20 protein-coding genes are annotated in these 19,458 nt (G+C 71.3%); 13 read left to right on the top strand and 7 right to left on the bottom strand.

Annotation, left to right across the window (positions count from 1 at the left end):
* Window positions 1-14: 14 nt before the first annotated feature.
* The gene (locus ACFO0B_RS18580) at window positions 15-1,226 is read left to right on the top strand and encodes a low temperature requirement protein A (protein ID WP_378613713.1); all 1,212 of its coding nucleotides are present in this window, start codon (window positions 15-17) and stop codon (window positions 1,224-1,226) included.
* 3 nt (window positions 1,227-1,229) lie between these two features.
* Here the strand turns inward: ACFO0B_RS18580 and ACFO0B_RS18575 are convergent, their stop codons facing one another.
* The 3 genes from ACFO0B_RS18575 to ACFO0B_RS18565 form a co-directional block, all read right to left on the bottom strand.
* Window positions 1,230-2,057: an ion transporter gene (locus tag ACFO0B_RS18575; RefSeq protein ID WP_378613712.1), complete on the bottom strand. Its 828-nt coding sequence runs from the start codon at window positions 2,055-2,057 to the stop codon at window positions 1,230-1,232.
* 44 nt (window positions 2,058-2,101) lie between these two features.
* Window positions 2,102-3,718 (bottom strand): GMC oxidoreductase, encoded by a 1,617-nt coding sequence (locus ACFO0B_RS18570; RefSeq protein WP_378613711.1) that lies wholly within the window; start codon window positions 3,716-3,718, stop codon window positions 2,102-2,104.
* A gap of 113 nt (window positions 3,719-3,831) precedes the next feature.
* Window positions 3,832-4,599 (bottom strand): sulfite exporter TauE/SafE family protein, encoded by a 768-nt coding sequence (locus tag ACFO0B_RS18565; RefSeq protein ID WP_378613710.1) that lies wholly within the window; start codon window positions 4,597-4,599, stop codon window positions 3,832-3,834.
* A gap of 227 nt (window positions 4,600-4,826) precedes the next feature.
* On the opposite strand from ACFO0B_RS18565, the gene leuA reads away from it, so the two are divergent.
* The 4 genes from leuA to ACFO0B_RS18545 all read left to right on the top strand — a co-directional run bounded on the left by leuA (window position 4,827) and on the right by ACFO0B_RS18545 (window position 9,432).
* Complete coding sequence (gene leuA, locus ACFO0B_RS18560; RefSeq protein WP_378613709.1) at window positions 4,827-6,620, top strand: 2-isopropylmalate synthase; 1,794 nt, start codon at window positions 4,827-4,829, stop codon at window positions 6,618-6,620.
* Between the two features lie 192 nt (window positions 6,621-6,812).
* Window positions 6,813-8,504, top strand: a complete 1,692-nt coding sequence (locus ACFO0B_RS18555) for a nucleotide-binding protein (RefSeq protein ID WP_378613708.1) — start codon at window positions 6,813-6,815, stop codon at window positions 8,502-8,504.
* 23 nt (window positions 8,505-8,527) lie between these two features.
* Window positions 8,528-9,049, top strand: a complete 522-nt coding sequence (locus ACFO0B_RS18550) for a DUF3558 family protein (RefSeq protein ID WP_378613707.1) — start codon at window positions 8,528-8,530, stop codon at window positions 9,047-9,049.
* A 2-nt stretch (window positions 9,050-9,051) separates the two neighbouring features.
* On the top strand, window positions 9,052-9,432 hold the full coding sequence (locus ACFO0B_RS18545; protein ID WP_378613706.1) for a hypothetical protein: 381 nt from the start codon (window positions 9,052-9,054) through the stop codon (window positions 9,430-9,432).
* On the opposite strand, the gene ACFO0B_RS18540 is transcribed toward ACFO0B_RS18545, so the two are convergent.
* Complete coding sequence (locus ACFO0B_RS18540) at window positions 9,429-10,103, bottom strand: dienelactone hydrolase family protein (protein ID WP_378613705.1); 675 nt, start codon at window positions 10,101-10,103, stop codon at window positions 9,429-9,431. The genes ACFO0B_RS18545 and ACFO0B_RS18540 overlap by 4 nt on opposite strands.
* Window positions 10,100-11,044: a LysR family transcriptional regulator gene (locus ACFO0B_RS18535; protein ID WP_378613858.1), complete on the bottom strand. Its 945-nt coding sequence runs from the start codon at window positions 11,042-11,044 to the stop codon at window positions 10,100-10,102. The genes ACFO0B_RS18540 and ACFO0B_RS18535 overlap by 4 nt, the downstream gene beginning before the upstream one ends.
* Before the next feature lie 90 nt (window positions 11,045-11,134).
* On the opposite strand from ACFO0B_RS18535, the gene ACFO0B_RS18530 reads away from it, so the two are divergent.
* The 7 genes from ACFO0B_RS18530 (at window position 11,135) to ACFO0B_RS18500 (ending at window position 17,744) form a co-directional block, all read left to right on the top strand.
* Complete coding sequence (locus ACFO0B_RS18530) at window positions 11,135-12,064, top strand: EamA family transporter (RefSeq protein ID WP_378613704.1); 930 nt, start codon at window positions 11,135-11,137, stop codon at window positions 12,062-12,064.
* Between the two features lie 318 nt (window positions 12,065-12,382).
* Window positions 12,383-14,143, top strand: coding sequence for a hydroxysqualene dehydroxylase (locus ACFO0B_RS18525; protein ID WP_378613703.1), 1,761 nt, complete (start codon window positions 12,383-12,385; stop codon window positions 14,141-14,143).
* A gap of 21 nt (window positions 14,144-14,164) precedes the next feature.
* Complete coding sequence (locus ACFO0B_RS18520) at window positions 14,165-14,869, top strand: pyridoxamine 5'-phosphate oxidase family protein (protein WP_378613702.1); 705 nt, start codon at window positions 14,165-14,167, stop codon at window positions 14,867-14,869.
* Between the two features lie 57 nt (window positions 14,870-14,926).
* On the top strand, window positions 14,927-16,162 hold the full coding sequence (locus tag ACFO0B_RS18515; RefSeq protein WP_378613701.1) for a MurT ligase domain-containing protein: 1,236 nt from the start codon (window positions 14,927-14,929) through the stop codon (window positions 16,160-16,162).
* Window positions 16,159-16,860, top strand: coding sequence for a type 1 glutamine amidotransferase (locus ACFO0B_RS18510; RefSeq protein ID WP_378613700.1), 702 nt, complete (start codon window positions 16,159-16,161; stop codon window positions 16,858-16,860). Before ACFO0B_RS18515 ends, ACFO0B_RS18510 begins: the two co-directional genes overlap by 4 nt.
* 36 nt (window positions 16,861-16,896) lie before the next feature.
* A complete protein-coding gene (locus ACFO0B_RS18505; RefSeq protein ID WP_378613699.1) occupies window positions 16,897-17,103 on the top strand; it encodes a hypothetical protein in 207 nt (68 codons plus the stop codon).
* Window positions 17,100-17,744: a hypothetical protein gene (locus tag ACFO0B_RS18500; RefSeq protein ID WP_378613698.1), complete on the top strand. Its 645-nt coding sequence runs from the start codon at window positions 17,100-17,102 to the stop codon at window positions 17,742-17,744. The genes ACFO0B_RS18505 and ACFO0B_RS18500 overlap by 4 nt, the downstream gene beginning before the upstream one ends.
* On the opposite strand, the gene recR is transcribed toward ACFO0B_RS18500, so the two are convergent.
* Together recR and ACFO0B_RS18490 are read right to left on the bottom strand one after the other, a co-directional pair.
* On the bottom strand, window positions 17,745-18,353 hold the full coding sequence (recR, locus tag ACFO0B_RS18495) for a recombination mediator RecR (protein ID WP_233015562.1): 609 nt from the start codon (window positions 18,351-18,353) through the stop codon (window positions 17,745-17,747). It lies immediately after the preceding gene.
* Between the two features lie 8 nt (window positions 18,354-18,361).
* A complete protein-coding gene (locus ACFO0B_RS18490; RefSeq protein WP_233015561.1) occupies window positions 18,362-18,694 on the bottom strand; it encodes a YbaB/EbfC family nucleoid-associated protein in 333 nt (110 codons plus the stop codon).
* Between the two features lie 238 nt (window positions 18,695-18,932).
* Between ACFO0B_RS18490 and ACFO0B_RS18485 the strand changes: the two genes are divergently transcribed.
* On the top strand, window positions 18,933-19,448 hold the full coding sequence (locus ACFO0B_RS18485) for a hypothetical protein (RefSeq protein WP_378613697.1): 516 nt from the start codon (window positions 18,933-18,935) through the stop codon (window positions 19,446-19,448).
* Window positions 19,449-19,458 lie beyond the last annotated feature (10 nt).

Below are 19,458 nucleotides of genomic sequence, written 5' to 3'. Positions count from 1 at the left end.
CGACGATGTCCGGCATGACAGGTGCCAAGCGGCTGCGGCTGCAGCCGATGAGCGAGGGGTCCTCGGTCACCCAGCTCGAACTCTTCTTCGATCTCGTGCTCGTCTTCGCCTTCACGGTGGTGACCGACCTCGCCGCCGACGACCCCAGCGCGAAGAACCTGGTCCGCGCGCTGCTGGTGCTCGCGCTCATGTGGTGGGTGTGGATCGCCTACTCGTGGCTCGGCAATGTGGTCAGGGCCGACGAGGGCATCATGCGGGTGGCCATGTTCGTGGCGATGGGCGGCGCCTTCATCGCGGCGCTCACCATCCCGGAGGCCTTCAACGACCTGCCCGGCGGCTGGTACGGGCCGCTGGTCTTCGCCATCGCCTACCTGGTGGTGCGGCTGGTGCACCTGCTCATGTTCTGGCTGTGCAGCGCCGGCGACTCGCAGCTGCGCACCCAGGTGGTGCGCTGGGCGCTCGGCTCGATCACCATCGGCACCACGCTGCTGCTGGTCGCCGCGACCACGCACGGCACGGTGCAGATCGCGCTCTGGTTCGCCGCCATCGCGGGCGACTACCTGTGGACGCTGATCGCGGGCAACGGCTGGCGGATCAACTCGGCCGGCCACTTCGCCGAGCGCTACGGCCTGATCATCATCGTCGCGCTGGGCGAGTCCATCGTCTCGATCGGGATCGGGGTCCGCGCGCTGCCCATCTCCTGGCCGATCACGCTGGCCGCGCTGCTCGGCCTCGCCATCTCCGGGCTGCTCTGGTGGGCCTACTTCGACGTGGCGGCGATCGCGGTCGAGCACGAGCTGAAGCACGCCACCGGCGAGCGGCAGATCCAGATCGCGCGCAACTCGTACACCTTCTGGCACTTCCCGATGATCGTCGGCATCATCGCGCTCTCGCTCGGGCTGAAGAAGGTGCTCTACTACGTCGGCGACGCCTCGCACCACACGCTGCACGACGCCCTGTACGGCGCCCCGCTCTACTGCCTCTACGGCGGCGTGGTGCTCTTCCTGGTCGGGCTGATCGGCGCCAAGCACTACGCCACCGGGGAGTTCGGCACGCAGCGCGCGGTCGCGGTGGTGCTGCTCCTCGCGCTCACCCCGGTCGCCACCGCGCTGCCAGCGCTGGTCTCGCTCGGCCTGCTCTGCGCGGTGCTGTTCGCGCTGATCGGGTACGAGACGGTGCGCTTCGCCGACCCGCGGGAGCAGCTGCGGCACGGCTCCCCGGCCTGACCGCTACAGGTGCGAGGTCTTGTGCCGCACCGAGTACTCGGCGGCGGTCGGCCCGTAGGCCGACGGCTCCACCTTCACGCCGTCGGCGAGCGCGCGGCGGATCTGGTCCACGTTCTCCCGGATCATGTCGGCCACCAGCTCGTCGGTGCGCGGGTCGGCCAGCACCTGGAAGGTGAGCCGGAAGGTGGTGTCGGCGATCAGCCGGATGACGTCGTCGTGGAACGGGACGTAGCGCACCCGGCGGGTCTGCGGGTCGTTCTTGATCAGGTCGACGATCATCTCGTCCAGCTCGGCGCGGTTCTCCTCCAGCGCGGCCGCGATATTGCGGGTGTAGTGCCCGGTGCGCAGCGCGCAGGCCACCTCGTCCAGCACCGCCATGGTGATCGGCTTCTTGATCACCTCGACGATGGTGCGCACGAAGCGGTTCAGCACCGCCGCGGTCACCCGGTCGCCGAAGGCGCGGTCGGCCACCCTGGCCAGCCGGACCAGCACCACCACGATCCGCAGCAGCCGGAAGGCGCGGAAGAACGGGCTGGTCACCGGAATCATGCCGAGCACTTCGTACCAGTAGACGAAGGGGAAGGTCCACGGCCAGCCCGCGCGGTGCCAGCGCCAGAGGAATTCGACGGCGAAGATCGCGCAGATGCTCACATCCAGGATCACGATCACCCGATGCGTCTCCGGGGTCACCGGGAAGAAGGTGATCCAGACGACGAGCACCACCGAGACGATCGCCAGCACCAGCATGGCGAGATCGGTCCAGAGCGCGGGCGGCTTGCGCGGATAGTCCTCCGGTTCCTGCGGAACCGGATCGGGAATGCCAGCGGACACGTCATTTCCCTTCGACAACGTTGTCGCCGAGAGTAATCCGCGCCTCAGCGTCCGGCGCGGATGATCTCCTCGATATTGCGTTCGGCCAGCGCGCTGATGGTCAGCGACGGGTTCACCGTTCCGGTGCTGCCCGGGATGACCGCGCCGTCCATGACATACAGCCCCGGGTGGCCTGCCACCCGGCCGTAGCCATCGGTCGCCTTCCCGAGCACCGCGCCGCCCAGCGGATGGGCGGTGAACAGGGCATTGGCGTCGTAGCCGAGCGCGCTGTACTCGACCATGGCGCCCGCCCGCTCGGCGATCCTCCGGTCCACGGCGCGGGCCGCGGCGACCACGTCGTCCCGGTTCCGCTGCGACCAGGTGAGCCCGACCCGGCCGGTAGCGGCGTCGTAGCCGAGCCGGGTGCGCGCCGGGTCGAGCACCATGCCGAGCGAGGCGAGGGCACCGGTCTCGAACGGGATGCCGGGGATGTACCAGCTCTCCAGGGTGAGCGGGACCGCGCTCTCGTCCAGGATGCGGCTCGCGCTCGGCACACCCTGGCCGAGCCCGGCCAGCGAGCTCGCGCCGCGGGCGAGCACGACGTCGCCGTTGGTGCCCCAGCCGTCGCCGACGTGCTCGTTCAGGTTCGGCAGCGCGCCGGTGGCCTGGGCGCGGACCAGCAGCTCGGTGCTGCCGATCGAGCCGGCGCCGAGGAAGAGCTTGTCCGCGGTGACGGTGCGGGTGGCGAGCACGGCGCCGGTGGGGTCGAGTTTGGTCAGCTCGACGGTGTAGCGGCTGCCGTCGCGCCCGATCGAATCCACCCGGTGGCCGGGGAAGATCCCGCAGTTGCCGGTGGCCTCGGCGTCCTTCAGGTAGTTCTGGTTCAGGTCGAACTTGGCGCCGTTGGAGTTGCCGAGGTTGCTCCGCGCCACCGTGGCCGAGGGCTTGGAGCTGCCGTTCAGCTCGGCGCGGAGCACGTCCCAGTTGAAGATGGAGTCGTTGGCCTGCGGCTGGTAGCCGGCCTTGCGCACCTGGTCGTCCCAGGCGCGGGAGTGCGTGAACGGGGAGGAGCCGTAGATGTCGGCCGGCATCGGGCTCAGCCGCAGCATCCGGCGCACCCGGGGGAAGTAGACCCGGTCCAGCTCGCCGTACTCGACCGCGCCGCGGAAGACCTCGTCGAAGAAGCGGCGCTCCGGCGCGATCATGACGCCGGTGAAGATCACCGAGCCGCCGCCGACCGCGGCCGCCCGCCAGACGTCGATGCCCGGGTACTCGGTGCAGTCCAGCACGCCGCCGAAGGAGGCGAACTGCATCGGCACCTTGGTGACCCCGGTGAAGGTGGTGCGGTGCCAGAAGCCGCGGCCGTCCGGCAGGTCGTCGCCGGTGAAGATCTCCCGCTTCGGATCGTTCGGCCAGCGCGAGCCGCGCTCCAGCACGGTGGTGGCGACGCCCGCCTCGGCCAGCCGCAGCGCGGTGACGGCGGCGCCGAACCCGGAGCCGATGACCAGCGCCTCGGAGTGCTCGGGGGCGTCGGGCAGCGGGGCGAAGAGCTCCGGAACCCACTCCTGGAACAGGCCGTCCCAGACCGGGTCCGCGGTCGCCGGGGCGGCCGCGAGCGCGCCGCTCGCGGCCGCGCCGAGCGCCACCGCCCCGGTCGCCTTCAGAAAGGCGCGTCTGTCCACCCGGCCACCTCCTGCGTCCTCGGGCGCAGCGAAGGTTACCGGCCGCGGGCATGGGCGACCAGCCCGCTGCGTCAACCGACGAGCCGGTCGCGGCCTTCGGCGAGTTCGGCGGATCAGCCGAGCAGCAAGCGGGCGACCGCGACCAGCCCGACCACCACGATCACCCCGCGCAGCACCGCGGGCGGCAACCGCCGCCCGGCCTTCGCCCCGATCTGCCCGCCGACGATCGAACCGACCGCGATCAGCGCCACCGCCTGCCACGACACCTCCGCGACCACGAGGAAGAACACCGCGGCGACCGCGTTCACGATCAGCGCGAGCACGTTCTTCACCGCGTTCAGCCGCTGCAGGTCGTCGTGCACGAAGACCCCGAGCAGCCCCATGAGCAACACGCCCTGTGCCGCGCCGAAGTACCCGCCGTAGACGCCGGTGGCGCAGACCGCAGCGAAGAGCACCGGCCCGCCGTGCTCCGGCGCCGCGCTGTCGTCGCGCTCGCGCCTGCGCGCCACCCACCGGGAGAGCCGCGGCTGCACCACCACCAGGATCAGCGCCAGGATGATCAGCACCGGCACGATCGCGGTGAACGCGCCCTCCGGCAGCCGCAGCAGCAGCACCGCCCCGACCAGCCCGCCGACCAGCGAGGCGACCCCGAGCCGGGCCAGCCGCCCGCCCTGCCCGGCCAGTTCCCTGCGATAGCCGATGACCCCGCTGATCGAGCCGGGCACCAGCCCGATGGTGTTCGAGACATTCGCCGTCACCGGCGGCAACCCGAAGGCGAGCAGCACCGGGAAGGTGATCAGGGTGCCGGAGCCGACCACCGTGTTGATGGTCCCGGCGGCCATCCCCGCGACCAGCACGGCGAGCATTTCCAGCGGTGTCATGCGGCGTTCCTTCCCTCCGGCTCGAACGCTAGCCTCGAGCCGGGACGACCCGGAGACGGGACCTCCTTTGGCTGCTCCACCCCGACGCGGTAAACTCGCGGTCATCATGCAGCGGGCTCTTCTTCTCGGTCGCCGCGGCGGGGTCTGAACGGACCGGCTCCCGCCGCGGGGTTCTGCCGCGTCGGTCGCCCTTGACAGGGATCCACCACACCCACGGAGAAAATTCCATGTCCCCCGCTGATGCATTCGTATCCGGTACGCGCACCATCACCGCGCCCGCCAAGCCGGCCCCCGCCGACCAGCCAGGCTGGAACCGGCAGCAGAACTCCGCCATGCCGTCCTTCCGGTACCGGCCGTACGCCGAGGAGGTCCAGCCGATCACGCTGCCGGACCGCACCTGGCCGGACCGGGTCATCGACGTCGCCCCCGGCTGGTGCGCCGTCGACCTGCGCGACGGCAACCAGGCCCTGATCGACCCGATGAGCCCGGCCCGCAAGCGCCGCATGTTCGACCTGCTGGTGCGGATGGGCTACAAGGAGATCGAGGTCGGCTTCCCGGCCGCCAGCCAGACCGACTTCGACTTCGTGCGCGAGATCATCACCGACGGCGCCATCCCGGACGACGTCACCATCCAGGTGCTGACCCAGTGCCGCCCCGAGCTGATCGAGCGCACCTTCGAGGCCTGCGCGGGCGCGGGCAACGTGATCGTGCACTTCTACAACTCGACCTCGATCCTGCAGCGCCGGGTGGTCTTCCGCGCCGATCGCGAGGCCGTGAAGAAGATCGCCACCGACGCCGCCGCGCTGTGCCTGGAGATCGAGCAGCGCTACCCGGACACCGCCTGGCGCTACGAGTACAGCCCGGAGTCCTACACCGGCACCGAGCTGGAGTACGCGCTCGACGTCTGCGACGCCGTCTCCGCGATCATCGCGCCGACGCCGGCGAAGCCGCTGATCATCAACCTGCCCGCCACCGTCGAGATGGCGACGCCGAACGTCTACGCCGACTCCATCGAGTGGATGAGCCGCAACCTGGCCCGCCGCGACGCGATCGTGCTCTCGCTGCACCCGCACAACGACCGCGGCACCGCCGTGGCCGCCGCCGAACTGGGCTACCAGGCCGGGGCCGACCGCATCGAGGGCTGCCTGTTCGGCAACGGCGAGCGCACCGGCAACGTCTGCTTGGTGACGCTGGGGATGAACATGTTCTCCCGCGGCATCGACCCGCAGGTCAACTTCTCCGACATCGACGAGATCCGGCGCACCGTCGAGTACTGCAACCAGCTGCCGGTGCACGAGCGGCACCCGTACGGCGGCGACCTGGTCTACACGGCGTTCTCCGGCAGCCACCAGGACGCCATCAACAAGGGGCTGGACGCCATGAAGGTGGCCGCGGACGCCGCCGACACCGACGTCGACGACCTGACCTGGGAGGTGCCGTACCTGCCGATCGACCCCAAGGACGTCGGCCGCACCTACGAGGCCGTGATCCGGGTGAACTCGCAGTCCGGCAAGGGCGGCGTCGCCTACATCATGAAGACCGACCACGGGCTGAAGCTGCCCCGGCGGCTGCAGATCGAGTTCTCCCAGGCGATCCAGAAGATCACCGACGGCGAGGGCGGCGAGGTCACCCCGAAGGAGATGTGGGACGTCTTCCACTCCGAGTACCTGAGCCCGATCCGACCGCTGGAGCGGATCAGGCAGAAGGTGACCGCGTCCGAGACCGACGGCGGCACCGACGCCATCTCCGCGGTGGTCAAGGTGGACGGGGTCGAGCAGGAGATCAGCGGCACCGGCAACGGCCCGCTGGCCGCCTTCGTCGACGCGCTGGCCGGGATCGGCTACGACGTGGAGGTGCTGGACTACTCCGAGCACGCCATGTCCGCCGGTGACGACGCGCAGGCCGCCGCCTACGTCGAGGTCGCCGTCGGCGACAAGGTGCTGTGGGGCGTCGGGATCGCCACCTCGATCACCACCGCCTCGCTGCGGGCCGTCGTCTCCGCGGTGAACCGGGCGCACTGAGCCCGGTGTGAGCGGGTGCGGTTCCGGTCGCCGGAGCCGTACCCGTTTCGCGTCGTCACCTGCTGTTCATCGACGTGTCGCCAGGGCTGGGGATGGCTCGGCACCGGGGCGCGGGGCCATCTCCCCCGTGCTAGCGTGGATTCGCAATCAGGCCGAGCTCTCTGCTCGAGAAACCGAGCAGATGGGGGAACTGTGACCACGAACGACCACAATCCGACTTCGCCGCCCTGGCTGCAGAGCGGGCCCGCGGATTCGGGCGATGCCGATGGCGACGCCGGAGCGCGTCGGGCGCAGGATGATTCGGCGGGTGCGCCGGAATCGGGTGCGGAGGCGTCGGGCGAGGCGTCGGGTGGTTTCAGTGCGGAGCGTCCGGGGTTCGGGCCGGATTCGTCCGGCGGTTTCAATGCCGAGCGTCCGGGGTCGGGCGCGGAATCGCCCGGCGGTTTCGGTGCGGAGCCGCAGAGTGGGTTCGCGGCGCAGCCGTCCGGGTTCGGTGGCGAGCGTCCGGGTGGCTTCTCGCCCACCGGTTTCCCCGAAGGTCCCGGCGGGGCCGACGGTTTCGCCCCGCCGCAGTCCGCTGGTCCGTACAACTCCGGGCAGTTCGCCCAGCCGCAGAACAGCGGTGCGCACCCCATCCAGCCCGAGAATCCCGGCGCCGGACCGGGTCCCGGCGGGCCGGAGTCGGCGAGCGGGCCGATCTACAGCTGGGCGCCGCCGCCGCCCCCGCAGCAGCCCTCCTACCAGCAGCCACCGCTGCCGCCGCAGCCCGGGCCGCCGCCCGGCATGCCCGGCGGCCCCGGCCCGCAGGGGTACGGCGTACCCCCCGGCCCCCCGCCGCAGCAGGGCCCCGGCGGCCCCGGCGGCCCCGGCTTCGGCCCCGGCTGGCAGCAGGGCAACCCGCAGCCGTTCCAGCCGCAGCACATGCTGGCCCCCGGGCAGCCCGGCCACTCGGTGAACGACCTCAACCTGCTCAAGCGGGCCCGCCGCGCACCGCGCAGCGGGTGGCGCCGGGCCGTGCACAAGGCCTCCGGCGGCATGATCAACCCCGGCGAATCCTCCGCCGACCTGGTCTACCGCGAACTCTTCGACCGGGTGAACCAGCCGGTCCGCGGCGACTACCGGATCGCGATCCTCTCGCTCAAGGGCGGCGTCGGCAAGACCACGACCACCGTCGGCCTCGGCTCCACCTTCGCCTCCATGCGCGGCGACCGGGTGATCGCCATCGACGCCAACCCCGACCTCGGCACGCTCGCGCACCGGGTACCGCGGCAGACCCGCTCCACCGTGCGCAACCTGCTCGAAGATCAGCACATCACCCGCTACTCGGACGTCAGGGCGCACACCTCGCAGGCCCCGAGCCGCCTCGAAGTGCTCGCCAGCGAACAGGACCCGGCCGTCTCCGAGGCGTTCAGCGAAGCCGACTACCGCAAGGCCATCGGCATCCTGCAGTCCTTCTACAACATCATCCTCACCGACTGCGGCACCGGCCTCATGCACTCCGCCATGGCGGGCGTCCTCGACATGGCCAGCTCCCTCGTCCTCGTCACCTCCCCCGCCATCGACGGTGCCCGCAGCGCCTCCGCCACCCTCGACTGGCTGGACCATCACGGGCACAGCAAACTCGTCGAGCGCACGGTCGTCGTCGTCAACGCCTCCCGCCGCGGCGCCTCCACCGTCGACCTCGACCAGCTCCGCCGCCTCTTCCTCGACCGCACGCGCGCCGTCCAGGTCGTCCCCTTCGACGACCACCTCGCCGAAGGGGCCGAGATCGATTTGGAGCTGGTCTCCAAGCCGACTCGGCGTGCGCTGCTCGAGTTGGCCGCGATGGTGGCCGATGACTTCGGTTATGTTGCGGCGCAGCAGTATCGGCAGGGGCCGGGGTAGGGTTTTCGACGGAGGGGGGAATTATGCGGGGACGTTTCGCGCTCTTCTGCGCGCTGGTGGTACTGCCGTTGATCGCGGGGTGTGAGTCGGGGACGCAGGGTGCAGCTACCCCGTCTTCGGTCTCACCCGAGGCTCTGTTCGATTCGTGCACCCTGCCGGATGAGGCGATTCGCGCGGCGGGGGCAGATCCTGAGTCGAGGGACGACAATCCATTCGGGGTGCCGAGGACCGGATGGCGGGGCTGCCTCTGGGTTGGCGACAGGTGGGCGATGCGGGTCTTCGCTACGACGGAACCAGCGAACAGTTTTCGCGCCAACTCCTACTTCCGCGAGTTCCGTTCCGTCGACTTGAACGGCCGCGTGGCCACATCGTTCATCCAGGGCGACGAGAATCCGCCGGGGAATTGCACCATCTTCTTTCCCTCACGCCAAGGCACGATCGAGGTCTACATCAGCAAGGACGTCGACCTGCCCGCGCTCAATGATCCGTGCGGTCTCACGCTGCGCGCGACGCGCGCGCTCGATCCGTGGCTGCCGAAGGACTAGTGATGGCCGACACATCGGACTCAGTTCAGAGTTTCACCGGGTTGGCGACTGACGCCGACAACTCTCGCCTGATGATCCAACCGGGAACGGCGGAGCGCTGCGCAGCAGAATGCGACACCTACGTCCTGCAGCTTCGGGCGCTCTACCGCCGCGCCGAATCGGTTGTTCATGTGGACTCGTTCGGCGCCCTACCCAGCGCCCAAAAGCTCGGTGGCAAGTTTCGCGATCTGGCGATCGGCGGCGCGGGGACCGGCTCCTACCGTGAGGCAATCCAGAAGCATATTGAGACCGTAGAAGCCATGGCCGACATGTTCCGCAAAGCGGGCGCGGCCTACGCCGCTACCGAGCAGGGCAATACTGCGGATATCGGGCGGAGCACCTAGTTCAGGTTCTCGCTGAAGAAGGTGAAGATGCGGGACCAGGCGTCGGTGGAGACATCGGGGTCGTGGGTGGTGCCCATGACTTTCATGTAGAGGCCGGGGACGCCGGAGTAGTCCTGGAAGAAGGAGTGGCTGGCTCCGGGGTAGATCTTGAAGTCGGTGGGGACATCGGCTGAGGCGAGCGCGTCCCGGTAGCGCTCGGTGTCGGCGGTGGCGATGTAGGGGTCGCTGTCGCCGTAGCTGGCGACCACCGGGCAGGGGGCGGTGAGCAGGTGGTCGACCGGCTTGCCGGGGAAGAGCATGCCGTAGTTCACGGAGGCGGCGTCGAACATGCCGCGTCCGCCGGTGACGATGGCGAAGCGCCCGCCCATGCAGAAGCCGATGACGCCGACCCGGCCGGTGCAGTCGGGGCGGGCGGTGAGCGTGTCGCGGGCGCGCTGGATCTGGTCGAAGACCGGGCCGGTGTCGCGGAGCAGGCCGCGGAAGACCTGCTGGACGCAGAGGCCGCGGCGGTAGAGGCGGGGGCCGATGGCGAGGTAGCCGTTGGCGGCGATGTGGTCGGTGACGCGGCGGAGCTCGCTGGTGAGGCCGAAGGCGTCGTGCAGGACGACGACGCCGGGGAAGGGGCCGGTGCCGGTGGGGGTGGCGAGGTAGCCGCCGTCGAGGTCGGTCATGGGGGCTCCATCGGGTCGGGGCGATCCGATCCGGACTGTAGCGGGTCGGGGCCGGCGACGTCGTCGGCGGCGGTGGCGAAGGCGGCGAGGACGGCGGCGACGGCGGGGGTGTGTTCGGTGTCCGGGCGGAGGGCGAGTTCGTAGCGGCGGGCGGCGCGGACGCCGCTGAGCCGGAGCGCCACCAGTTCGGGGTGGGCCACTGCCCAGCGGGGCATGAGGGCGATGGCGTAGCCGGCGGCCACGAGGCTCTCGATGACGCGGAAGTCGTTGAGACGTTGCGCGATCCGGGGCTGCACCCCGGTGACGGTGGCGATCGAGCGGAGGACGTCGTCGACCGGGAAACCGCCGCGCACGCTCACCCAGGTCTCGTCGGCGAGTTCGGCGGGGTCGACGGCGGTGCGGTGGGCGAGGCGGTGGGCGGGGGCGACCACCACGTCGGTCGGTTCGCGCATGAGCGGGATGGCGCGCACCCGGGGGCCGGCGACCGAGGGGGCGCGCTCGTCGCGGTGCGTGAGGACGACGTCGTAGTCGGCGAGCAGCCGCGGCACCTCGGTCGGCGGCAGGTCCTCGTCGCTGGCGATCAGGTCGACGGCGCTGTCGGCGAGCGCGGCGAGCACCCTCGGCAGCAGCAGCGCGGCACCGGAGGGGAACAGGGCGACCCGGACTCGGCCGCGGGCGGTACCGCGGTAGCGGGCCATCTCGGCGGCGGCGCGGTCGAGCGCGGCCAGCACCTCGTCGGCGCGCAGTACCAGGGCCCGGCCCGCGTCGGTGAGCCGGACCCGGCGGCCGTCGGGTTCCAGCAGCGGGACCCCGGCCTCCCTGGCCAGCACCTTGAGTTGCTGCGAGACCGCCGACGGCGTGCTGTGCAGTGCGGCGGCGACGGCCCCGATGGTGCCGCGGTCGGCGAGTTCGCGCAGCACCCGGAGCCGCTCCGGGGCCATCGGCCCCCCATCAACCATGAAGCGATGCTACCGATATGGTTCGGAACAATTCGATTGTCCTGAACAATACCGGCGCTCAGCATGGGAAATGTGACCGCTCGTGACCGCCTGCTCGGATTGACCGTCGTCGTGCTCTGGGGGCTGAACTTCCTGGCCATCCGGGTCGGCCTCGACCACTTCCCGCCCTTCTTCTTCGTCGCCCTCCGCTTCGCGGTGATCGCGGTGCCGGTGCTGCTGTTCGTGCCGCGACCGCGGGTGCGGGGGCGCTGGCTGCTGCTCTACGGCGGCGGGTTCGGTATCGCGCAGTTCGCCTTCCTCTTCACCGCCATGCGGATCGGGATGCCGACGGGGCTGGCCGCCCTGGTGCTGCAGTCGTCGGCGCCGTTCACGGTGCTGCTCGGCGCGCTGGTCGCCAGGGAGCGGCCGCGCCCGCTCCAGGCCGCGGGGATCGCGGCGGCGCTGGGCGGGATGGCGCTCATCGGCTGGGATCAGCTGCCGTACGCGGGGCTGCTGCCGGTGCTGCTGACGCTGGCGGCCGGGCTCGGGTGGGCCTTCGGCAATATCGGCACCCGGTTGGCGACCACGGAATCGCCAGGGGTGAACCCGCTGCACCTGACCATGTGGATGGCGGTGATTCCGCCGCTGCCGATGTTCGCGCTCTCGATGGCGGCCGAGGGGCCCTGGGCGGGATGGCATGCGCTGGCGACGAGTCGCACCGGCGAGGGGCTGCTCGCGCTGGCCGGGCTCGCCTACATCGTCGTGCTCGGCACGCTGGCGGGCTCGGGGCTGTGGACCTATCTGATGAGCCGCTATCCGGCGAGCGCGGTGGCGCCGTACTCGCTGCTGGTGCCGGTGGTCGGGATGAGCGCGGCGTGGGTGGCGTTCGGCGAGCGACCGAGCGGGCTCGCCGTGCTCGGCGCGGTGGTGGTGATCGCGGGCGCCGGCGCGGCGACCGTGATCCGAAAGCCGGTCCCGCCGCCCGTCGCCACCCCGCGACCGGTAGGCGCGGGCGCGGCCTGACCGGGCTTCGGCACCATCACCGCCCGAGTCCGGGTGACCGCCACCACGCAACCCCCCTTACGCCGAATTCGGCGAATGACCGGCCAACTCCCTGACCACGCCAATCTGAAACACACCCCATTCAAGCGAAGTACCGGCAATCGACCCCGTCGCCGCACGGGCCACCGCGCACCCCGGTACTGTCGCAGGCGCCCGAGTCCGCCGGGGCGGCGGCCGGGGCACGGCGCGCGCGGTGGGCGGCCCGCCGTGCGCAGGGTGAGAAACGAGCAAGGGCGGCCGATCGTGGCGGGCCCGAAATTTTGAGGCAGCAGAACACGTATGACAGAGCAGCGGTCGACCGTGTCGCGCAGGACCCTCCTGAGGGGCACGGTAACGGCGGGGGTGGCGGGGGCCATCGCGAGTACGGCACGGCCGGTTCCGGCCTTCGCCGGTCCGGGCAGACGGGTCGCGGTGCTCGGCGGCGGGGTCGCCGGTCTCACCGCGGCGCACGAGCTCGCCGAGCGCGGCTTCGAGGTCACCGTCTACGAGAAGCGGGCGTGGGGCGGAAAGGCACGCAGCGTGCCGGTGCCCGGCAGCGCGCGGGACGGCAGGCCCGAGCTCCCCGGTGAGCACGGCTTCCGCTTCTTCCCCGGCTTCTACCGGCACGTTCCGGACACCATGCGGCGCATCCCGTTCCCCGGCAACGCCGGCGGCGTGCGGGACAACCTGATCGGCATGACCGAGATGCGGCTGGCCCGCGCGGACGGCGCCGACATCCGGGTGCCGCTCGGCGCGCGGGCGCCGGTGCGGCTGACCCCGGACACCTTCCGCGAGACGGTCAGCGGCGCGATCACCGCGGCCACCAGGATGACGAACGACGAGGCGCTGTTCTTCGCCAACCGGCTGCTCGTCTTCAACACCAGCTGCGACGCGCGCAGGCTCGGCCAGTGGGAGTACGCCTCCTGGTTCGACTACGTGAACGGCCACGCCCGCTCGCACGAGTTCCGCGCGCTGCTCTCCCGCGCGCTCACCAGCCTGCTCGTCGCCGCCAAGGAGGGCGTGGCCAGCGTGCGCACCATCGGCACCATGGGTGAGCAGTTCCTCGGCAATCCGCTGGAGGTGGCCGCGGACGGCCCGCTGGACCGGGTGCTGAACGGCCCGACCAACGCGACCTGGATCGATCCGTGGCTGGCGCACCTGCGCTCGCTCGGGGTCCGGCTGGAGCTGGGCAGCGAGGTGCGCGGGCTGGAGGTGCGGGACCGCAGGATCGCCGCTGCCCGGATCAACACCCCGGAGGGCGCGCGCACGATCGAGGCCGACTACGTGGTGGTCGCGCTCGCCGCCGAGCAGGCCCGCACGCTCTGGACCACGGATGTGCTCGAAGTCTGGCCACAGCTGCAGGCGATGGACCGCCTGGTCGTGGACTGGATGAACGGCATCCAGTACTACCTGCGCACCCCGGTCGACATCGTCCGCGGGCACGCCGCCTTCGTGGACGCGCCGTGGGCGCTGACCTCGATCAACCAGAACCAGGTGTGGCGGCGCAAACTGCCGGAGTACGGCGACGGCACGGTCGGCGACTGCCTCTCGGTCGACATCTCGGACTGGCACACCCCAGGCATCCTCTACGGCAAGCCGGCCGAGCAGTGCAGCCCGGAGGAGATCGCCCGCGAGGTCTGGGCGCAGCTGCGCACGCACCTGAACGACGGCGGCGAGGTGCTGCGCGACGCCGACCTGCACTCCTGGTTCCTCGACCCCGGCATCACCTGGAACGCCGAGCGCGGCCGCAACACCAATGCCGACCCGCTGCTGATCAACACCGCAGGCTCCTGGGACGCCCGCCCCGAGCCGCACGGGCCGCTGGAGAACCTCTTCCTCGCCGGCGACTACGTACGCACCGACATCGACCTGGCGACCATGGAGGGCGCCAACGAGTCGGCACGGCGCGCGGTGAACGCGCTGCTCGACGTGGCCGGGTCGGACGCCCCGCGCTGCCCCCTCTTCACCCTCTGGCGCTCGCCGGAGCTGGAGCCCATGCGGCAGCTGGACGCCGATCGATATGCTTCAGGGCTGCCGAATATGTTCGACGTCGCCCCCTGACCGGTGCTTGAATCGGTTCCTATGAGCGAGTCAGGCCCGGAGGCGGTAGCGGAGCGTAGCCACGGAGGGCCCTCGCTCATAGGCAGTGGGCACGAGCGTGACACCGCGCAGATCACGGACGAGGCCGAGCTGCGGGAGCTGCTCGGCGAGGTGAATCCCCGTGCGGCGAACAAGGATCGCCCCGCGCTGCACGCACGCGACCGGGAGTGGATCGGGCTCAGCCCCTTCGTGGTGCTGAGCACCAGCGACGCGGCGGGCAACTGCGACGCCTCGCCGAAGGGCGACCCGGCCGGCTTCGTGCGGGTGCTCGACGCGCACACCATCGCGGTGCCGGAGCGGCCGGGCAACCGGCGGGCAGACGGATACCGGAACATCCTGGTCAACCCGCACGTCGGGCTGATCTTCCTGATCCCGGGGCGGAATGAGACGCTGCGGATCAACGGCTCGGCCCGGCTGGTCAGGGACGCGCCCTATTTCGACGAGATGGTGGTGCGCGGCCACCGGCCCATCCTCGCGGTCGAGGTGGCGATCGAGCAGATCTTCTTCCACTGCGCCAAGGCGTTCCTGCGCAGCCACCTGTGGCAGCCGGAGCAGTGGCCGGACGACACCCTGCCCAGCGCTGCCAGGCTGGTGAAGGAGGTGCAGAGCGGGGTCACCGAGACGGTCGAGGAGCTGGAGCACTACTACTCCCCCGAGGTATACGGGCAGAAGCTGTACCAGGGCTGAGGGTGGCCGCGCTCACTCGGCGCGAGCGCCTCCGGCGTGCCCCCTAGACTCACCGGGATGGCAGATATTTCGGTGCGCGGGCGGCTCGCCCTGCGGGCGGCGGCGCTCGCGTCGTGGGCCTCGCAGCGGGCGGGACGCGGCAAGGGGTCGATGATCGGCGGGCTGATCGCCCTGAAGATCGACGGCTCGCTCATGGAACAGCTCGGCCGCGGCAGGCGGACCGTGCTGATCACCGGCACCAACGGCAAGTCCACCACCACCAGGATGACCACCGCGGCGCTGAGCACGCTCGGCACCGTCGCCACCCAGGCCGACGGCGCGAACATGGACGCGGGGATCGTGGCCGCGCTGAGCACGCAGCGCAGCGCCCCGCTGGCCGCGATCGAGGTGGACGAGCTGCATCTGCCGCACGTCACCGACGCGCTGAACCCGGAGGCGGTGGTGCTGCTCAACCTGAGCCGCGACCAGCTGGACCGGGTCGGCGAGATCAACATGATCGAGCGCAGGCTGCGCGCGGGGCTGGCGCGGCACCCGGACACCGTCGTCGTCGCCAACTGCGACGACGTGCTGATCACCTCGATCGCCTACGACCACCCGAACGTGGTCTGGGTGGCGGCGGGCAGCGGCTGGGCGATGGACGCCACCAGCTGTCCGCGCAGCGGCGAGCCGATCGTCTGGGAGGGCGCGCACTGGCGCAGCACCGGCGCCGACTTCGAGCGCCCGGAGCCGCAGTGGTGGCTGGACGGCACCGAGCTGCGCGGCCCCGACGGCCTGCGGCTGCCGCTCACCCTCGCGCTCCCCGGCCGGGCCAACCGCGGCAATGCCGCGCAGGCCGTGGCGGCGGCGGTCGCGCTCGGCGCCGACGCGGCGCAGGCGGCGGCGGCGGCGGGCACCGTGCGCGAGATCGCCGGGCGCTACCGGACCGTCCAGGTCGGCGAGCACGCCGCCCGGCTGCTGCTGGCCAAGAACCCGGCCGGCTGGCAGGAGGCGCTCTCCATGATCGACCCGGACTCGGCCGGGCTGGTGATCGCGGTGAACGGGCAGGTGCCGGACGGCGAGGACCTCTCCTGGCTCTGGGACGTGCGGTTCGAGCACTTCGAGGGGGTTCAGGTGGTGGCGGCGGGCGAGCGCGCCACCGATCTCGCGGTGCGGCTCACCTACGCCGGCGTCGAGCACACCACGGTGGCCGACCCGGTGCGGGCCATCGCCTCCTGCCCGGCGGGCAAGGTCGAGGTGCTGGCAAACTACACCGCGTTCCGCGATCTCAACCGCGATCTGGAGGACGTCTCGTGACGGTGCGGATCGGGCTGGTCCTGCCCGATGTGATGGGGACCTACGGCGACGGCGGCAACGCCCTCGTGCTGCGGCAGCGGCTGCGGATGCGCGGCCAGGAGGCCGAGATCGTGGAGATCACGCTCGCCGATCCGGTGCCGAACTCGCTGGACATCTACACCCTCGGCGGCGCCGAGGACTCCGCCCAGCGGCTCGCCACCAGGCACCTGCAGCGCTACCCCGGGCTGCAGGAGGCCGCCGCGAAGGGCACCCCGGTGCTGGCCATCTGCGCCGCCATCCAGGTGCTCGGGCACTGGTACGAGACCTCGACCGGCGAGCGGGTGGACGGCGTCGGGATGATCGACGTGACCACCTCGCCGCAGGAGAAGCGGGCCATCGGCGAGGTCACCACCGCGCCGACCGTCGCCGGGCTCACCGCGCCGCTCACCGGTTTCGAGAACCACAGGGGCGGAACGAAGCTCGGCGGCGACGCGGCCGGGCTGGCCCGGGTGACCAGGGGCGTCGGCAACGGCGTCGGGGACGGGCTGGAGGGGGTGGTGCAGGGCTCGGTGATCGGCACCTACATGCACGGCCCCGCGCTGGCCCGCAATCCGGAGCTGGCCGATCTGCTGCTCTGCCGCGCGCTCGGCGTCGACGAGCTGCCGCCGCTGCCGCTGCCCGAGGTGGAGCAGCTGCGCCGGGAGCGGCTGCGCGCCTGAGCGGCGCTGTCGGTGCCCGGTGGTAGACCGGAGTGCATGGGAGCGAACGCATGCCCGGCCTGCGCGGCCGGAACGGATCACTGCCACGGGACGCTGATCGGGCACGCCGGGCGGATCGCCGAGTGCACCGAGGGCGACTGCGTCGAGTTCGAGGTGGTGCGGCACGCCTTCGTGGTGGAGTGCACCGACCTCGCGGGTGGCTGCGCCTGCGCGGAGCGCGGCCTCGGTAGGCTCGCCGGGTGAGCTACGACCTGGTGCTGCTGCCCTCCGGTGTCGCGTCGACGGTGCCGGGGGCGGAGGAGTACCTGGACGCCAACGAGGGCGTGCCGGAGACGGCCACCGTCGCCGAGATCGCCGCCGAGCTGAACCGGCGCAACGGCGAACTGCCCGCGGACGACTCGTTCCTCAGCGCCACGCCCGTCGGCGGCCACGCGACCGGCGCCACCCTGCCGGTGGCGCTGCCGTACGACGCCATCGGCTTCGGCCGCGCCCTGCTCTTCGAGCTGGCCACGCCGCGCGGCTACGCGCTCTTCGACCCCCAGCTCGCCTGGCTGATCGACCCGGCCGGGCACCTCCCGCTGGCCGTCAGCCACGGCGGCGCGGGCGAATTCCCGTACCTCACCGAGCGTCTGGCGCACGACTGGGTGGCCGGCCTGGCCGCACCCAACCCCTACCTGGTGGTCGACCGCGGCCCGGACAACTACATCCAGACCTACCGCGAAGACTCCGGCGAATACACCCTCGAGTACCGCGACGGCGCCCCCGACCGCCACTTCGGCACCACCATCGCCGACGCCCCCACCGTCGCCGCCCTCATCTGGGACTGGGCCCGCGACGACCGCACCCGCCTCGACCGGATCACCTGGACCCCGGTCGACCTGTAGTCACAGCGCGCGGCGACCGGAGAGGGCTCGGCCGAGGGTCAGTTCGTCCGCGAACTCCAGGTCACCGCCCATCGGCAGCCCGGAGGCCAGCCGGGTGACCGACAGCCCGGGAAAGTCGCGCAGCATGCGCACCAGGTAGGTGGCCGTTGCCTCGCCCTCGGTGTTCGGGTCGGTCGCGATGATGACCTCGCTGACGTCGACCCCGTCCTGCTGGTTCCCGATGCGGGCGAGCAGCTGCCGGATGCGGAGCTGGTCCGGCCCGACCCCGTTGAGCGGGTCGAGCGCGCCGCCGAGCACGTGGTAGCGGCCGCGGAACTCGCGGGTGCGCTCGATCGCCTGCACGTCCTTGGGCTCCTCGACCACGCAGATCATGGTGCGGTCGCGGCGCGGGTCGACGCAGATGCGGCAGAGCTCACCGTCGGAGACGGTGCCGCACTCGGCGCAGAAGCGCACGCCGTCGCGCACCTTCTGCAGCGCCGCCTGCAGCCGGTCGATCTCCGGCGCCTCGACCCCGAGCAGGTGGAAGGCGATGCGCTGCGCGCTCTTCGGACCGACGCCGGGCAGCCGCCCCAGCTCGTCGATCAGATCCTGGACCGGGCCCTCGTACACCTACGGCCTCAGAAGCCGGGCAGCTGGCCGCCGCCGAGGCCACCGGAGAGCGGGCCGAGCCGGTCGGCCGCGAGCTGCTGCGCGTTCGCCATGGCGTCGTTGACCGCGCCGATCACCAGGTCCTGCAGCCCGTCGACATCCTCGGGGTCGACGACCTTCGGATCGATGGTCAGCGCGACCACCTCGCCGGAGGCCTTGATGGTGACCTGAACCAGGCCGCCGCCTGCCTGCCCCTGTACCTCGGAGGCCGCGATCTCGGCCTGGGCCTCCATCACCGCCTGCTGCATCTGCTGCGCTTGCGCGAGGAGCTGCTGCATGTCGAACTGGCCATCGGGTTGCACGGGAATTCCTTCCAGCGGGCGGGAATGTCAGCGTCCAGACTAGTCCGCGCCGGGGACCGGTTCATCGCCGGTTTTGCGAGGAATTATCATGGAACTCGGGTCGGGCCCGGGGAAAAGGTCGCACCGGCTACAGTGCGGCGATCTTTCCCGGACAGCCAATCGATAACCGGTAGCGACCCTGGAGCCGACGATGTCCCCGCTTCTCCGTAAGTCCGTTCTCACCATAGCCGCATCCGCGTTGACGCTGCTGTTCGCCTGCGGGGGTACCGCCGCTGCCGACGCGGGTGTCGCCGACTACGGCGGCGGCTGTGTCCTGGACTCCGGCAATCGAGCGGCGACCATCGATGCGCTCCGCTTCCGCTGCTCGCCGGAGCAGCAGGATCAGCTGTTCCACGAGGCCGCGCCCGGCGCCGTGCCGCGCGGCGTCACCAGCGGCTGGGTGGTGCGGCCCGGCTACATCCAGGGCATCACCCCCGCCTTCTGGATCGGCAAGACCTTCGCCACCGGCCCGGACGGCGGCCCCCTCACCAATCGGGTCACCGGGCTGGACATCGCCGCCTGGCCTGCGAACATCTACCGCGGCACCGCGCTGCTCGACGGCCGCCCGGCCTGGGTGCTCGACTACACGCCGTCGCCGACCCCGCAGGTGCACGACGAGGTGCGCGAGGTCTCGCCCGGGGTCTGGTACGGCTACTCGTGGTGGCTCGGCGAGGTGAACACGCTGCTGCTGACCTTCGTGGTCGCCACGCCGTGAGCGGTTGACT

Source organism: Nocardia jiangsuensis (assembly GCF_042650385.1).
In the GTDB taxonomy this organism is placed as follows: domain Bacteria; phylum Actinomycetota; class Actinomycetes; order Mycobacteriales; family Mycobacteriaceae; genus Nocardia; species Nocardia jiangsuensis.
The sequence above is the reverse complement of the archived record's forward strand: the minus strand, read 5'-3'. Positions and strand labels throughout refer to the sequence as shown.

Bases quoted from the DNA above. Each gene is read 5' to 3' on its own strand.
- ACFO0B_RS18550 (WP_378613707.1), top strand. From the start codon at position 8,528: ATGCGGGGACGTTTCGCGCTCTTCTGCGCGCTGGTGGTACTGCCGTTG.
- ACFO0B_RS18565 (WP_378613710.1), bottom strand. From the start codon at position 4,599: ATGACACCGCTGGAAATGCTCGCCGTGCTGGTCGCGGGGATGGCCGCC.
- ACFO0B_RS18535 (WP_378613858.1), bottom strand. From the start codon at position 11,044: ATGGCCCCGGAGCGGCTCCGGGTGCTGCGCGAACTCGCCGACCGCGGC.
- leuA (WP_378613709.1), top strand. From the start codon at position 4,827: ATGTCCCCCGCTGATGCATTCGTATCCGGTACGCGCACCATCACCGCG.
- ACFO0B_RS18505 (WP_378613699.1), top strand. From the start codon at position 16,897: ATGGGAGCGAACGCATGCCCGGCCTGCGCGGCCGGAACGGATCACTGC.
- ACFO0B_RS18580 (WP_378613713.1), top strand. From the start codon at position 15: ATGACAGGTGCCAAGCGGCTGCGGCTGCAGCCGATGAGCGAGGGGTCC.
- ACFO0B_RS18520 (WP_378613702.1), top strand. From the start codon at position 14,165: ATGAGCGAGTCAGGCCCGGAGGCGGTAGCGGAGCGTAGCCACGGAGGG.
- ACFO0B_RS18540 (WP_378613705.1), bottom strand. From the start codon at position 10,103: ATGACCGACCTCGACGGCGGCTACCTCGCCACCCCCACCGGCACCGGC.
- ACFO0B_RS18515 (WP_378613701.1), top strand. From the start codon at position 14,927: ATGGCAGATATTTCGGTGCGCGGGCGGCTCGCCCTGCGGGCGGCGGCG.
- ACFO0B_RS18545 (WP_378613706.1), top strand. From the start codon at position 9,052: ATGGCCGACACATCGGACTCAGTTCAGAGTTTCACCGGGTTGGCGACT.
- ACFO0B_RS18525 (WP_378613703.1), top strand. From the start codon at position 12,383: ATGACAGAGCAGCGGTCGACCGTGTCGCGCAGGACCCTCCTGAGGGGC.